The organism is Rothia sp. CCM 9419 (assembly GCF_048512815.1).
Classification (GTDB): domain Bacteria; phylum Actinomycetota; class Actinomycetes; order Actinomycetales; family Micrococcaceae; genus Rothia.
Genome location: NZ_JBLXXY010000004.1, coordinates 34,648 through 51,262, shown reverse-complemented (window position 1 = coordinate 51,262; position 16,615 = coordinate 34,648). Strand labels below are relative to the sequence as shown.

8 protein-coding genes are annotated in these 16,615 nt (G+C 49.1%); all 8 read right to left on the bottom strand.

Annotation, left to right across the window (positions count from 1 at the left end):
• Positions 1-93: 93 nt before the first annotated feature.
• Complete coding sequence (gene fusA, locus ACN08W_RS04865; RefSeq protein WP_419100884.1) at positions 94-2,208, bottom strand: elongation factor G; 2,115 nt, start codon at positions 2,206-2,208, stop codon at positions 94-96.
• A 75-nt stretch (positions 2,209-2,283) separates the two neighbouring features.
• A complete protein-coding gene (gene rpsG / locus ACN08W_RS04860) occupies positions 2,284-2,754 on the bottom strand; it encodes a 30S ribosomal protein S7 (protein ID WP_419100885.1) in 471 nt (156 codons plus the stop codon).
• Complete coding sequence (gene rpsL / locus ACN08W_RS04855) at positions 2,754-3,128, bottom strand: 30S ribosomal protein S12 (protein ID WP_004005292.1); 375 nt, start codon at positions 3,126-3,128, stop codon at positions 2,754-2,756. The genes rpsG and rpsL overlap by 1 nt, the downstream gene beginning before the upstream one ends.
• 525 nt (positions 3,129-3,653) lie before the next feature.
• A complete protein-coding gene (locus ACN08W_RS04850) occupies positions 3,654-5,735 on the bottom strand; it encodes a neutral/alkaline non-lysosomal ceramidase N-terminal domain-containing protein (protein WP_419102937.1) in 2,082 nt (693 codons plus the stop codon).
• Between the two features lie 290 nt (positions 5,736-6,025).
• A complete protein-coding gene (locus ACN08W_RS04845) occupies positions 6,026-9,907 on the bottom strand; it encodes a DNA-directed RNA polymerase subunit beta' (RefSeq protein ID WP_419102938.1) in 3,882 nt (1,293 codons plus the stop codon).
• Between the two features lie 81 nt (positions 9,908-9,988).
• Positions 9,989-13,510: a DNA-directed RNA polymerase subunit beta gene (gene rpoB, locus ACN08W_RS04840; protein WP_419108985.1), complete on the bottom strand. Its 3,522-nt coding sequence runs from the start codon at positions 13,508-13,510 to the stop codon at positions 9,989-9,991.
• Positions 13,511-13,788: 278 nt separating this feature from the next.
• Positions 13,789-15,270, bottom strand: coding sequence for an L-serine ammonia-lyase (locus ACN08W_RS04835; protein ID WP_419102939.1), 1,482 nt, complete (start codon positions 15,268-15,270; stop codon positions 13,789-13,791).
• A gap of 214 nt (positions 15,271-15,484) precedes the next feature.
• On the bottom strand, positions 15,485-16,591 hold the full coding sequence (gene gcvT, locus ACN08W_RS04830; protein ID WP_419108933.1) for a glycine cleavage system aminomethyltransferase GcvT: 1,107 nt from the start codon (positions 16,589-16,591) through the stop codon (positions 15,485-15,487).
• Positions 16,592-16,615: the final 24 nt, after the last annotated feature.

Sequence of the window (16,615 nt, the reverse complement as noted above, 5' to 3'; positions counted from 1 at the left end):
CACCGGTCAGATGAAACCCAGAAGCTGTTTTCAGGGGTATTTTTAGTGAATTTTTCGACTCAATAGTTTAAAGAGCCGGAACTGAGGCAAAAATTATTCGCCGCGGCTCTTCTGAATGATTTCGTCGGCAACAGCCTTCGGAACCTCAGAATAGCTATCGAATGCCATCGAGAACACAGCGCGTCCCTGAGTCTTGGAACGTAGGTCGCCGATGTAACCAAACATTTCGGATAGCGGAACCAATGCATTGACGAGTTTAACGCCAGCTGCATCTTCCATGGACTGAATCTGTCCACGGCGAGAGTTCAAGTCGCCGATAACATCGCCCATGTATTCCTCTGGGGTACGAACTTCAACTGCCATAAGCGGTTCAAGAAGAACAGGGTTAGCGCGCTTAGCGCCTTCCTTGAACACCATAGAACCGGCAATCTTGAAGGCCATTTCAGAGGAGTCAACATCGTGGTATGCACCGTCGATGAGGGTTGCTTTAACACCAACAACAGGGTAACCAGCAAGGATACCAAGCTGCATAGCGTCCTGGATACCAGCGTCAACAGATGGAATGTATTCGCGAGGAACACGACCACCGGTGACGACGTTATCAAACTCGTAAAGCTCTTCAGCGTCAAGAGGAATAGGTTCGAAGGAAACCTGAACCTTAGCGAACTGACCAGAACCACCAGTCTGCTTCTTGTGGGTGTAGTCGACCTTCTCCACAGCTTTCTTGATGGTTTCGCGGTAAGCAACCTGAGGCTTACCGATGTTTGCCTCAACCTTGAATTCACGCTTCATGCGGTCAACCAAGATGTCGAGGTGCAATTCGCCCATACCGCCGATTTCAGTCTGACCGGTTTCATCGTTGAGATTAACGCTGAAGGTGGGGTCTTCTGCTGAAAGCTTCTGAATAGCGGTGGAGAGTTTCTCCTGGTCGCCCTTAGTCTTTGGCTCAATAGCAACAAAGATCACAGGATCAGGGAAGCTCATTGATTCAAGAACGATGGGGTTAGCAGCATCGCAAAGGGTGTCACCGGTGGTGGTGTCCTTCAAACCGATAGCAGCGTAAATGTGTCCTGCCTGAATCTGCTCAACAGGGTTTTCCTTGTTGGAGTGCATCTGGAAGAGCTTACCGATACGCTCTTTACGGCCCTTAGTGGAGTTAAGAACCTGTTCACCCTGAGATGCAGTACCGGAGTACACACGAATGTAGGTGAGCTGACCGTAGAACGGGTGTGCTGCAACCTTGAACGCCAATGCAGAGAAAGGCTCAGAAGAAGATGCTTCACGAGTCATCTCAACTTCTTCATCGTTGAGTTTGTGACCGCGAACAGCAGGCACGTCAAGCGGTGAAGGCAAGTAGTCGATTACAGCGTCAAGCATAGGCTGAACGCCACGGTTCTTGAATGCAGAACCACAAAGAACAGGGTATGCTTCGTTATTCACGGTGAGCTGACGGATACCAGCTTTGAGTTCTTCAAGGGAAAGTTCGCCTTCTTCAAGGTACTTTTCCATTAGTTCTTCGCTGGACTCGGCAACAGCTTCGATGAGCTCTGCACGGTACTGCTCAGCCTTTTCTTGCAAGTCTGCAGGAATTTCCTGAGTTTCGTAAGAAGCGCCCATAGTCACATCGCCCTTAGCGTCACCAGGCCAGACATATGCCTTCATGGTGAGCAGGTCGATAACACCGAGGAAGTCGTTCTCAGCACCGATAGGTAGCTGAAGAACCAAAGGACGAGCACCCAAACGCTTGATAATGGTATCTACGGTGAAGTAGAAGTCAGCGCCGAGCTTATCCATCTTGTTCACGAAGCAAATACGGGGAACTTCGTATTTGTCAGCCTGACGCCAAACGGTTTCAGACTGAGGCTCAACACCCTCTTTACCGTCGAACACTGCAACTGCGCCGTCAAGGACGCGCAATGAACGCTCAACCTCAACGGTGAAGTCAACGTGGCCGGGGGTATCGATGATGTTTACCTGGTTGTTCTTCCAGAAGCAGGTAGTAGCTGCGGAAGTAATGGTAATACCACGTTCTTGTTCCTGAGCCATCCAGTCCATGGTGGATGCGCCATCGTGGGTTTCACCAATCTTGTGGTTAATACCGGTGTAGAACAAGATACGTTCGGTTGTGGTGGTCTTACCGGCGTCAATATGCGCCATAATACCAATATTGCGGACCTTCTTGAGGTCTGTAAGCACGTCTAGTGCCACTTGAGTCTCCTCTTATGAGATACTCCGAAAGCCTGCCGGAATACACGAAGTATTCTCGACAGGCATTTCAAAGAATTACCAGCGGTAGTGTGCGAAGGCCTTGTTGGATTCGGCCATCTTGTGAGTGTCTTCGCGACGCTTCACAGCGGCACCGAGACCGTTGGATGCGTCCAAGATCTCATTCATTAGACGCTCAGTCATAGTCTTTTCGCGGCGTAGCTTGGAGAAGCCAACCAACCAGCGAAGAGCAAGAGCAGTTGCGCGTCCGGAGCGAACCTCAACAGGAACCTGGTAGGTTGCGCCACCAACACGGCGGGAGCGAACTTCCAAGGAGGGCTTGACGTTATCCATAGCCTTTTTCAAGGTTGCTACGGGGTCTGCGCCGGTCTTCTGACCTACGCCTTCGAGTGCACCGTAAACAATGCGCTCTGCAACAGACTTTTTGCCGTCCTGAAGAACTTTGTTAATAAGCTGAGTAACCAGCGGGGAACCGTAAACAGGATCGTTTACGAGGGGACGCTTTGGAGCGGGACCCTTACGAGGCATTACTTCTTCTCCTTCTTAGCGCCGTAGCGGGAGCGAGCCTGGCCGCGACCCTTAACACCCTGAGTATCCAGAGCACCACGAACGATCTTGTAACGAACACCGGGGAGGTCCTTCACACGACCACCGCGCACGAGTACGATGGAGTGTTCCTGAAGGTTGTGACCTTCACCGGGAATGTAAGCGGTAACTTCAATACCACCGTTGAGCTTCACACGAGCTACCTTACGGAGTGCAGAGTTAGGCTTCTTCGGGGTGGTGGTGTACACACGGGTGCACACGCCACGCTTCATAGGGTTGCCCTTCAGTGCGGGCGCCTTGGTCTTTACGACCTTGGGAGTCCGGCCCTTACGGACCAGCTGCTGAATTGTAGGCACAATATCTCCTGATTATCGGGTTGGTCTTTCACAACCCTTTCGTCTTTTCACCTCAGTGCAGAGTTCTGCATGATGCATGAGTTATTGAAGCAAATGTACTGAGTATCCTGCGATACACAATAACGGTAACTTAGTTCAGCGCGTGCAACAAAATTTTATCTGGGCATGCGTAAAAATGGCATTTAGGTATCAGATTAAAAAAACTTAAATCAATACCAAAGGACTGTATCCATACTGCCATTAATTCGAAGCCCACATTAGCTCTGCCGTTCAACGCTGGAATGCGCCGATATAAATGCTCCAAACAAGCATTAGAGGCACTGAGGCTAAGTACTTCGTATCAAACTATATCGGCTCTAGAGCCCTTAATCTACCTAGATTCTCGGTAATTCCCTATTGTTTACCCCAAACCTCAGAGATTTACCTCACTTAACCCCGTTAATCCTTAAAACTCAAGGGCCTTGCCAGAAATAAACCAGCAAGGCCCCCACCATATAATGCGATACCCCTCGGATACCTTAGGTCTTAATAGACCCTAAACTCAGAGCTTGTTCCCGTAAACGCAGAAACCTGCCCCCAACCGTTCTTGGAATGTCCATAGTACAAAATACGGTATGTACCAGAAACAGCAGTCGAAGGAACATCCCAGCTAATCGTCACACGAGACTGAGATGCCCAATGACGTTTCCACTGGAAACGAGTATTCGGATCGTTATCGCTTGCAACATATTCCCAAGCACGTCCATTCCAGCGCTGAATCTCAAGATAACTGCCCTGTTTACGTACGCTGTTATTCGGGTGAGCACCAACGAACTCAGCAGAGACACTACCACCACGCCACGTGCTCTGAGGAGCACGCAGTTGCTGCCCGTAGCGCTTACCAGCACCAGGCGTATCGTACAGTACCTTGCCCTTAGAGCTCTTTGCCGCATAAGGAGTCTGAGGCTTATCCCCCAAATCTAAAGACTCCCCACGATGCAAGGCAGAACCTACCTCATGCAGACTCTGACGGAAAGCTGGCGCTTCATAACGACCAAAAATCGTAGAACCGCCCTCATACTGCTGTAAATCATATTCTTCAGGGGTTGTCACATAATGGTTATAAGCATTGGTGTAACCTTGCAAAATAATATGAGACTCATCAACACCAAAAAGCTTTGCCATATCCTGACGATACTGCACGCCAACAGCACCCGTGTATTCTCCTGGCAACCCCAGAACATAGTAGTCACCAAAACGCATCACCTGAACAGGAAGTTTCTCCTGAACGGCGTTAGCTAGACCCACTGCAAGCAAATGGTCCTTAGGGTACTGGCATGCTTTCAAATCAGCAGAGACGTTATAAGCAGCACGGCTCATTGCATAAAAGAATTTATTAGTACCAACGCCCTCACCAAAAATAGGGAGGCCACCGCCGCCGTCTTCCTCAGAACCAGACCCAAAGGACTCCCCTAAAGAAGCACGGCAGGTACGCTCGGCTTTACCGGTTCCAGTATATTGAGCGTCCACCGTCATATTACTAAAGTCAAAGTACTTCACCGCAGAGCCAAGTCCCTGCCCAACAGGTTCTCCTTGGCTCCGAAGCTGATCACGAACAGCATCAGCCTGTTTAGTACCCTGAATCTTCATGTTCTGGAAAGGATTATCAGTTGGTCCCTTACCAGGGCGAAGCCACGTATTGGGCGAGACATCTCCAGCATTGCTATTGGCAAAAGCTGCAATAAAGCCATCACCTGCACCAGAATAATGGTCAACACCATGATCTTGATTCTCTAAAAGCCACTGGGCATACCCTTTATTGTCAGAAGAGATAAGAGTATTAGTGGTCGGCAACGACGTAGGGTGAATAGCAAACCAGTTAATCAGTGCGCGAGTTTTTCCATCACGTTCTAAACGCAACGTAACCGTCGTAGGATCTACCCCATCAATAAGTTTGTCCTGTAATTGCTGGGGGTTGTTACGTAAGGCAACCATAGAACGGTTAACACCAACACCGGTCAGCTGAGAATGAGAAACGGTAAGATTCCCTGGCGCTAAGTCACGGTGTGCCGCGTCAATGGCGTCCATAATGCCTTCAACAGTCGCGTTGAAGGTATCCTCGTGCCACCCGCTCGTCGTGACGTTGTACAAACCATATTTGGTAATACCACCAGGAGTCGCGTGAGTATGATTTGCCGTAATCATAATATTTGACTCACCATAAGCGTCACCATATTGGCGTTGCACACGACGAATCACCTCATCACGCACGCTCTGGAACGCTGAGAGCTGATCTAACACCACCATCAGGTTGCGCTCACCAGTATTACGATCTTGAATCTCAAACGCACGAGCATACGAACGGCTCATCACACCAGAACCAAGCTGATGACCATCACCATAGCCCATGAAACCAACCTCAGCTGGTTCACCCGTAACGTCGCCAACACCAGCACCAATAAGATACGGGCTAGCCGAAAAATTTTGAGACTGATAGTACGGAGAATACCAGTAGCCAGGATGCGCCTGAGCTGGTTCTACTACAGATAAGGACGCACAAGCCAAAGCCGTACCTACAGCCAATGAACACGTGCGACGAAGCCGAGAAACGGCGCGCGAAGATAACATGATAACCCCTAAAAGAAAATTAACGTTAGCGATGTGAGTGAATACTGGCCTACACCTAAGGTCAGCAAGCAATAGTTTAGAGCATCCCCTATGAAAACACTCTGCACAATCTTCAAAAAATTAATACGCCCTCAGCCTTCACAACATATCAACGCATATCAACCCCATAAACACCCTACTTATGATTTATCTCTCGAAGATCTATTTTAAAACACCGGAGGGGTTTCTCCTCGTCAATACGAGAAGAAACCCCTCTGGCTTCATTAGGCTAATAAGCCTCCTTGAGAAGATTATTTACCGAAGTCGTAATCATCCAAAGGAATAGCCTGGAACTCTGCAGAAATAGAACCTTCGTTCTCAGCTGCATAGCTGAAATCGTTGAAACCGCTTGCAGAGACTTGGAAAAGCTGTTCACGTGCTTCGTCAGTAGGCTCAACTTCAATATCGTTGTAGCGAGCCAAACCTGTACCAGCAGGGATGAGCTTACCAATGATGACGTTCTCTTTAAGACCGACCAATGGATCTTCTTTACGTTCCATAGCAGCCTGAGTAAGAACTCGAGTCGTCTCCTGGAAGGACGCAGCAGAAAGCCACGACTCAGTCGCCAAGGACGCCTTCGTAATACCCATCATTTCAGGACGAGCAGAAGCAGGACGCTTACCCTCAGCTACGGCCTTACGGTTCGCCGCCTGGAAGGCAAGGTTCTCTACGAGCTCACCGGGGAGAAGATCAGTTTCACCAGAGTCAATAACGGTCACACGACGAAGCATCTGGCGAACAATCACCTCAACGTGCTTATCGTGAATACCTACACCCTGAGAACGGTATACGTCCTGAACCTCGTCAACAAGATGCTTACGAGCATGACGAGGACCACGAATACGTAGTACTTCCTTAGGATCGATGGCACCTACAACCAGCTGATCACCAATCTCAACGTGTTCACCCTCAGCCACGAGCAGACGAGAACGACGAAGAACGGGATAAGCTACAGGTTCGTCACCGTTATCAGGAGTAATCACAACCTTCAAAGCCTTATCGGTATCTTCCATAGAGACACGACCGCTAACCTCAGAAATAGGTGCAACGCCCTTAGGAGTACGTGCTTCGAAGAGCTCCTGAATACGAGGTAGACCCTGAGTAATATCGCCTGCGGTTGCGACACCACCGGTGTGGAAGGTACGCATGGTCAGCTGAGTACCAGGTTCACCAATAGACTGTGCCGCAATAATACCAACAGCTTCGCCGATGTCTACCAAGTTACCAGAAGCCATAGAACGGCCGTAGCACAAGGCACAGACACCAACAGCAGATTGGCAGGTCAATACGGAACGAACCTTGACCTGTTCAATTCCAGCTTTGAAAAGCTTGTTGATGACGATATCAGATACGTCAGCACCAGCAGCGGCAAGAACCTCTCCAGATTCGTCCTTGACATCTACTGCCAAAGAACGTCCATGGATAGCAGTCTCGACCTGTTGGTGCAAGGAACCGTCTTTAGTATCGATCAGGGGAAGGTCTAGACCTTGGCGTGTACCACAGTCATCTTCACGAACAATAACGTCCTGAGAGACGTCCACCAAACGACGAGTCAGGTAACCGGAGTTTGCCGTACGCAACGCAGTATCAGCAAGACCCTTACGAGCACCGTGAGTCGCGATGAAGTATTCGAGAACGGACAGGCCCTCACGATATGAAGACTTAATGGGGCGAGGCATAATCTCACCCTTCGGGTTCGACACGAGACCACGGATACCCGCAATCTGGCGAACCTGCATCCAGTTACCACGAGCACCAGAGGTCACCATACGGTTAATGGTGGTGTTCAGGTTTGCAAGGTTCTGTTTCATGGCTTCAGAAACTTCATCTGTTGCCTGAGTCCAGATCTTAATCAGCTCGGTACGACGCTCGTTATCGCCGGTAAGACCCAGGTCGAAGTCCTGCTGAATCTTTTCAGCTTTCTTCTCATAGCCTTCCATAATGGCAGGCTTATCTTTAGGCGCCGCAATATCTGAGATAGCAACGGTCACGCCAGAGCGAGAAGCGTAGTAGAAACCAGTGTTCTTGAGCTGATCAAGAGTCTGGGCTACGACATTCATTGGGTATTTCTCAGCGAGGTCATTAATCAAAGAACCAAGGTGCTTCTTATCTGCAATTTCCCCATACCAAGGGTAGTCAGCAGGAAGAGTCTGGTTGAAGATTACTTGACCGACGGTGCATTCAAGAAGAATGCTTCCACCTTGTTCAAAGCCTTCAGGAGTTTCAAAACCTTCTGGAGCGATGAAGGAGTCAAAGTGGATTTTGACCTTAGCGTTAATAGCAATCTGACCTAAGTCCATCGCCATAATAGCTTCTGCCAAGGAAGAGAAGATACGACCTTCGCCGGTTGCGTCTTCTTGAGGTGTGGTCAAGTGGAATAGACCAATCACCATATCCTGGTCAGGAACAGCTACCGGACGACCGTCTGAAGGCTTCAAAATGTTGTTGGATGAAAGCATCAAAATACGTGCTTCAGCCTGAGCTTCAGGAGATAGAGGCAAGTGAACTGCCATCTGGTCGCCGTCGAAGTCAGCGTTAAACGCGGAGCATACAAGAGGGTGAAGCTGAATAGCTTTACCTTCAACAAGCTGAGGTTCGAACGCCTGAATACCCAGACGGTGCAGAGTAGGTGCACGGTTCAAGAGCACAGGATGCTCAGCAATCACTTCTTCAAGAACATCCCAGACCTGAGAACGAGAACGCTCTACCATGCGCTTAGCAGACTTGATGTTCTGCGCATGGTTGAGGTCTACCAGACGCTTCATCACGAAGGGCTTGAACAGCTCCAATGCCATCTGCTTTGGAAGACCACACTGATGCATTGAAAGCTGAGGGCCACCGACGATAACAGAACGACCAGAGTAATCAACACGCTTACCCAAGAGGTTCTGACGGAAACGACCCTGCTTACCCTTGAGCATGTCAGAAAGGGACTTCAACGGACGGTTACCAGGACCAGTAACAGGGCGACCACGACGACCGTTATCGAAGAGCGAATCAACTGCTTCTTGAAGCATACGCTTTTCGTTATTAACGATGATTTCGGGTGCACCCAACTCAAGTAGACGCTTGAGACGGTTGTTACGGTTAATCACACGACGGTAGAGGTCGTTGAGGTCGGAGGTTGCAAAGCGTCCACCGTCGAGCTGCACCATAGGACGCAATTCTGGAGGAATCACAGGAACAACTTCAAGAACCATACCCAAAGGTGAGTTAGTGGTGCTCAAGAAGGAGTTAACAACTTTTAGACGCTTCAATGCACGAGTCTTACGCTGACCCTTACCAGTCTGAATAATCTCTTTGAGAGCTTCAGCTTCTGCTTCGAGGTCGAAAGATTCTAGGCGGGAACGAATAGCCTCAGCGCCCATGGAACCTTCAAAGTACATACCGTACTTATCAACCATGGCACGGTAGAGCGCTTCATCACCTTCAAGGTCAGCAACCTTCAAAGACTTGAAACGATCCCAAACTTTTTGCTCAAACTCGATTTCACGATCAGCATTTTTACGAACAGATGCCATCTGACGTTCTGCTTGGTCGCGAAGTTTACGCTTCTCTGCTGCTTTTCCACCTTCAGCTTCAATGCGCGCAAGTTCTTCTTCAGTCTCACGAGCGATGAGATTAATATCTGCATCACGTTGAGCTTCCAAAGCTTTCTTATCACGTTCGAACGCTGCCTCAAGGTTTGGAAGATCGTCGTGACGTCCTTCCTCATCCACAGAGGTAATCATGTACGCGGCAAAGTAGATAATCTTTTCAAGATCTTTAGGAGCAAGATCAAGCAGGTAACCAAGGCGTGAAGGAACACCCTTGAAGTACCAGATGTGAGTCACCGGAGCAGCAAGCTGAATGTGACCCATACGTTCACGGCGAACCTTTGCGCGGGTTACCTCAACGCCACAGCGTTCACAGATAATGCCCTTAAAGCGTACGCGCTTGTATTTGCCACAGTAGCATTCCCAGTCCCTGGTAGGACCGAAAATACGCTCGTCGAAAAGACCCTCTTTTTCGGGCTTTAGGGTTCGGTAGTTAATGGTTTCGGGCTTCTTGACCTCACCATAAGACCAGCTGCGGATATCATCAGCGGTGGCCAGGCCAATACGCATCAAACCGAGTGAAGATTCGTTGGACATTTGGTCCTTATCTCTTTTCAGTAGTTGTGAAGACTAATTTTCGTAGAAATGATGAACAGGTATATCTACCTCGTGAAGGGGCTAGACCTCTTCCACAGAGTTAGGCTCTGCGTGAGATAGGTCGATACCTAAATCATCTGCTGCACGGAAGCCTTCGTCTTCAGCATCGCGCATTTCAATGGTCTTACCGTCAGTTGAAAGGACTTCAACGTTCAGGCAGAGGGACTGCATTTCTTTAATGAGCACCTTGAAGGATTCAGGAACACCAGGTTCTGGAATGTTCTCGCCCTTGACGATTGCCTCATAGACCTTCACACGACCGTGAACGTCGTCAGACTTAATGGTCAAGATTTCCTGAAGGGTGTATGCGGCGCCGTATGCTTCAAGCGCCCACACTTCCATCTCACCAAAACGCTGACCACCGAACTGTGCTTTACCACCGAGCGGCTGCTGAGTAATCATGGAGTACGGACCAGTTGAACGTGCGTGAATCTTATCGTCCACCAAGTGGTGAAGTTTCAAGATGTACTGGTAGCCCACCGAAACGGGTTCGGGGAAGCGTTCACCAGAACGACCGTCATAGAGGTTTGCTTTACCACTACGGTTGATCAGACGTTCACCGTCACGGTTCGGGTTGGAGTGATCCAACAAGTCAAAGAGCTCAACTTCGTCTGCACCGTCGAACACGGGGGTGGAGACCTTAGTGGGGCCACTTTCCTTCGGGAAGTTTGGAAGGTTCTTCAACCATGATGGGTTGCCTTCAATCTTCCAACCTTGTTTCGCCAACCAACCGGTGTGAACCTCAAGAACCTGACCGATGTTCATACGACCAGGAACACCCAAGGGGTTCAAGATAACGTCGATAGGGGTACCGTCTTCCATGAAGGGCATATCTTCAACGGGAAGAATCTTTGTAATAACACCCTTGTTACCGTGACGACCTGCGAGCTTATCACCCACAGTAATCTTGCGCTTTTGAGCGACGTAAACACGTACCAGCTGATTAACACCTGAAGGTAGTGCGTCGTCGTCATCAGTGCTGCTGTCTCGGTCAAAGGTACGAACAGCGATAACGGTACCTGATTCACCGTGAGGAACCTTCAAAGAGGTGTCACGAACTTCACGAGATTTCTCACCGAAGATTGCACGGAGAAGTCGCTCTTCGGGGGTTAGTTCAGTTTCGCCCTTAGGGGTCACTTTACCAACGAGAATATCGCCAGATTCAACCTCAGCACCGATGTGAATAATACCGCGCTCGTCAAGTGCGGAAAGAACTTCCTCAGAGACGTTGGGGATGTCGCGAGTAATTTCTTCTGCACCGAGCTTGGTGTCACGTGCGTCAATTTCGTGTTCTTCAATGTGAATTGAGGTCAGCACGTCATCAGAGATCATACGCTGGGACAGGATGATACCGTCCTCAAAGTTGAAGCCTTCCCAAGACATGTATGCCACGAGGAGGTTCTTACCCAACGCCAATTCGCCGTTATCGGTAGAAGGACCGTCAGCGATAAGTCCCTGAGCTTCAACACGGTCTCCGGCACGAACAATAACACGGTGGTTATAGCAGTTACCGGGGTTTGAACGCTTGAACTTAGAGATGGGGTATGAGGATGTTGTACCGTCGTCGTTGCGAACAATGACAAGGTCTGCAGAAACCTCAGATACGACACCGGCTTTACGTGCTAGGACAGAATCTCCAGAGTCGATTGCTGCGTAGCGTTCCATGCCGGTACCAACGACAGGCGCTTCGGAGACGAGCAACGGAACAGCCTGACGCTGCATGTTTGCACCCATCAACGCACGGTTTGCGTCGTCGTGTTCGAGATAAGGAATCAAAGCGGTTGCAACAGAAACCATCTGACGTGGTGAAACGTCCATGTATTCAACGTCTGTTGCATCTACGAGCACAGCTTCACCAGAACCATCGCCAGCACGGCATAGAACGGTAGGTTCAGCGAAGCGCAAGTCTTCGGTCAAAGGCGCATTTGCCTGAGCGATGGTGGTGCCTTTTTCATCATCTGCAGTGAGGTATTCAACCTCATTGGTAACCTGACCCTTGATAACGCGGCGGTAAGGAGTTTCGATGAAACCGAAGGGGTTAATACGTCCGTATGTTGCCAAAGAACCGATTAGACCAATGTTGGGGCCTTCAGGGGTTTCGATGGGGCACATACGTCCGTAGTGTGAGGGGTGGACGTCTCGAACTTCCATACCTGCACGGTCACGTGAAAGACCGCCAGGGCCTAGCGCAGAAAGACGACGCTTGTGTGTCAAACCTGCTAGAGGGTTGTTCTGGTCCATGAACTGTGACAGCTGAGAGGTTCCGAAGAACTCTTTAATGGAAGCTACCACGGGACGGATGTTAATCAGGGTCTGAGGAGTAATCGCCTCAACGTCCTGAGTTGTCATGCGTTCGCGAACAACTCGTTCCATACGGGAAAGACCGGTACGAATCTGGTTTTCAATCAATTCGCCAACAGCGCGGATACGACGGTTACCAAAGTGGTCGATGTCGTCAGTATCAACACGGATTTCTACGGGCTTTCCGTCACGTACACCAGAAATGGTCTTACCGCCAGCGTGCAAGGTGACGAGATAGCGAATCATCGCTGCAATGTCATCTTGGCTGAGCACCATAGCTGATGGGTCAGTAAGAGGAGTTTCAACACCGAGTTTGCGGTTTACCTTGTAACGGCCAACCTTTGCAAGGTCGTAGCGTTTTGGTGTGAAGTACATGTTGTCCAGAAGGTTCTGGGCAGCATCAACCGTTGGAGGTTCACCTGGGCGAAGTTTACGGTAAATATCGAGTAGAGCTTCGTCACGAGTCTGTACGGTGTCTTTTTCTAGGGTTGCGCGAATAGCGTCAAATTCACCAAATTCTTCAAGAATTTTTGCTTCGCTCCAGCCAAGAGCTTTGAGGAGCACAGTAACAGACTGCTTGCGCTTACGGTCAAGACGTACGCCGACCTGGTCACGCTTATCGATTTCAAGCTCAAACCATGCACCACGGGAAGGGATGATTTTTGCTGTGTAGATATCTTTATCGGAAGTACGGTCTACGGACTTCTCAAAGTATGCGCCAGGAGAGCGAACCAGCTGAGATACAACGACACGCTCAGTACCGTTGATGACGAACGTACCAGAATCGGTCATGAGCGGGAAATCACCCATGAACACGGTCTGCTGTTTAATCTCGCCGGTGTTGTTGTTCATGAATTCTGCTTTAACGTACAACGGAGCAGAGTAGGTCGCGTCGCGATCCTTGCACTGTTCCATGCTGTACTTTGGTTCAGCAAATTCAGGTTCGGAGAACGATAGAGACATCGTTCCTTGGAAATCTTCAATCGGAGAAATTTCGTCAAAGATTTCAGCAAGCCCAGAGACGGGTTGTACTGAGGTATCGCCCGTTTCTGCTGCTTCTGCTACGCGTTGCGCCCAGCGTTCGTTACCGATGAGGGCATCAAAGCTGTTAGTTTGCAGAGCAAGCAAGTCAGGAACCTGCAGGGGCTCAGAAATCTTTGCGAATGAAATTCGGCTTGGTGTACCTAAACGGTTCACTGTGCCGTTAGCGGCTTCGTTATTAGAGGTGCTCGAGGCGACCAAGTTGGATCCTTCCACAGACCTGTCTGTTTCATATTCGCTGTCCCAGAAAACATAGTAAAACCGTGGAAAAGAACCGCAACGCACGACGTGCATAAGGCTTCGGGTGTTGGGAACTTTTGGGAACGAAATACTTGTTTTTGCTCTGTTTCACCCATGCCCACCGCTATATGAAGGCAGAAAGGTTATGGATAGCGTAAGTATTCACAATACAGCAAGAAAAAACTAAAGTCCATACAACCATCACGGAAAATATGCAACTTTTCTTTTTTATGGTGTACCTAACACTCTACAACGTTAACAGCTAAACCACCCATCGACGTCTCTTTATACCGGTGACTCATATCTTCACCAGTCTGACGCATTGTTTCAATAACTTGATCCAAAGACACCCGATGTTCGCCGTCTCCACGAAGCGCCATACGTGCAGCATTAATAGCCTTCGCCGCCGCCATCGCATTACGCTCAATACACGGTATCTGCACCAACCCACCTACAGGGTCACATGTCAGACCAAGATTATGTTCCATGGCAATCTCTGCAGCGTTCTCAATCTGTTCATTACTACCGCCCATCACCTGAGCTAACCCCGCAGCAGCCATAGAAGAAGCCGTACCAACCTCTCCCTGGCACCCCACCTCAGCCCCAGAGATAGAAGCCCGTTTTTTATACAAAGCACCAATAGCAGAAGCACATAAGAAGAAGTCAACAATAAGCTGTTCACGTTTAGCGACACCGCATGTACGAACCCCCGGAAGATAGTTCAACGCATAGTGCAAAACAGCCGGAATAATACCCGAAGCGCCATTCGTCGGAGCAGTCACTACCCTGCCACCAAATGCGTTCTCTTCGTTCACCGCCAAGGCCATCAAATTCACCCAATCAATAGCAAACTCAGGGCTCTTTTGAGGGTCTTCTGCTAACAAATCACGGTGCCACGCTGCTGCACGACAACGTACTTTAAGCTCCCCCGGCAAATACCCCATACGAGATAATGAAGAACCAATACACTCTTTCATCACCCGATGGATAGCGAGAATCCCCTGACGAATCTCCTGTTCAGAACGAGCTGAAAGCTCATTACGCATCTTCAACTGAGCAATAGATAGCCCTGCCTTATTTGCCAAAGACACAAGTTCTTCACCTGAACCAAAAGGATAGGGTGCTTCGTTAAGTCCTGAAGAATCATCTAAAGTTTCGTTCTCCTCGACAATGAATCCTCCACCAATAGAAAAATAGGTGCGTTCAAGGAGAAGACCGGAAGTATCATAAGCTGCAATTTTGACGCCGTTTGTATGCCTCGCTAAAACAGTCAACGGACGCAGCGTCATATCAGATTCACGATAGTTCACAACCGGACCAACACATAATGCCTCACCGGCATCAGGTGCACCATCTTGATAAGAACTAGAGGGAAAACCTGCTAACGGCAAAATACCATCACGTTGGTTATCTGCCATCACTCGTTCAGCTTGGGCAATGTTAATGGTCTCCGGAACAAAACCTGCACAACCTTTAATGATGGCGCTCATCGTACCGTGTCCGGCTCCAGTTGCTGCTAACGAACCATAAAGATCCACGTGTATGCGTGACACGTTCTGAAGTTTTCTCGTATCAATGAGCTCTGCAATAAAACGGTTTGCTGCTCTCATCGGACCTACCGTGTGGGAAGAGGAAGGCCCGATACCAATCGAAAATAATTCAAAGACAGAGATATCGTAGTTTAATGATTCAGCTTGTATCTGTTCATCACTAATGTTCATCCTGTGTGCTTTCCTTTTTCTATGCATTTTTAGCGTTTAACTGCGCTAAAACATCAACCTCTTACGGGGGATAATAAGAGGAAACTGTAAAAGCTTGATGAACGTTCCATCACACAGGATGGAGTGGGAATACGCAAATCAAGCCTCTACAGTTCTACAAGATAAGAGTCTCTACCAAGAAACTTTTATCCGCTTATGAAGGTGAACCCACATATTATCGGCGATAAAACGGAACAGCAACCACATCAAATGGTGCTCGTTTACCACGAATATCAACATCAATAGTGTTTCCTTCCGCGGCATACGAGCTCTCCACTAGAGCCATCGCAATCGGGTATCCCAACGTAGGTGAAGGAATACCTGAGGTAACATATCCGATGTTCTTCTCGCCATCCATCAGTTGAGAATCGGCACGGGCAGGGCGCTTTTGCTGTGCTTTAAGCCCAACGAGAGAACGCTGAGGCACGGTTTGAGATAGCACACTCAACGACTGACGCCCTACAAAGTCACTGCTCTTTTTCTCTAGCGCAATATCAACTAGACGCCCTAGACCAGACTCGTACGGAGTGATATCTAGACCCAGCTCATGACCATACAAAGGCATACCAGCTTCTAAGCGCAAAGAGTCGCGTGCTGCCAAACCAGCAGGAATCATGTCAAAGTCCTTGCCAGCGTTCATAGCAGCCGACCATAGATCACCGGCTTGATGTGCCGGTATGTAGATTTCAAAGCCGTCTTCTCCGGTGTATCCGGTACGAGCTAAGAGTACTGAGAGGCCAGAAAGATTCAGCGGTGTTGCAGCATAATATTTCAGATCACGTACCGTTTGAGGGGCACTCGGCTCCATGGCCAAAATAATATCTTCAGCTCGTGGGCCTTGAACAGCAATTAAAGCAGTATCTTCAGATTCGTTGACTAGTTTTACGTCAAACTCTGCCGTACGCTCTTGCAACGTCTGATAATCAATCTCTACGTTAGAAGCGTTAGGTACTACAAGAAATTCGTCCTCAGCTAGACGATAGGTAATCAGGTCGTCAATTACCCCGCCATCTTCGTTGACCAGAATCGAATATTTGGCTTTACCAACTTTGAGAATACTCATATTCGAGACGAGGGCATAGTCTAAAAATGCGGCAGCATCCGGACCGCTCACACGAAACTCACCCATATGAGAGAGGTCAAAGAGACCAGCACGTTGACGTACAGCATGGTGCTCCTGAACGTCATTGGTGTATTTTACGGGCATATCCCAACCACCAAAATCGGTGAAGGTGGCGCCTAATGCGAGGTGTTCTTCGTGCAGTGGGGTTTTCTTACTCATGTCTTACACATACTTTCTTAACAG

Excerpts from the sequence above, each read along its gene's own strand:
- ACN08W_RS04845 (WP_419102938.1), bottom strand. The coding sequence starts at position 9,907 with ATGTCCAACGAATCTTCACTCGGTTTGATGCGTATTGGCCTGGCCACC.
- ACN08W_RS04850 (WP_419102937.1), bottom strand. The coding sequence starts at position 5,735 with ATGTTATCTTCGCGCGCCGTTTCTCGGCTTCGTCGCACGTGTTCATTG.
- gcvT (WP_419108933.1), bottom strand. The coding sequence starts at position 16,591 with ATGAGTAAGAAAACCCCACTGCACGAAGAACACCTCGCATTAGGCGCC.
- rpsG (WP_419100885.1), bottom strand. The coding sequence starts at position 2,754 with ATGCCTCGTAAGGGTCCCGCTCCAAAGCGTCCCCTCGTAAACGATCCT.
- ACN08W_RS04835 (WP_419102939.1), bottom strand. The coding sequence starts at position 15,270 with ATGAACATTAGTGATGAACAGATACAAGCTGAATCATTAAACTACGAT.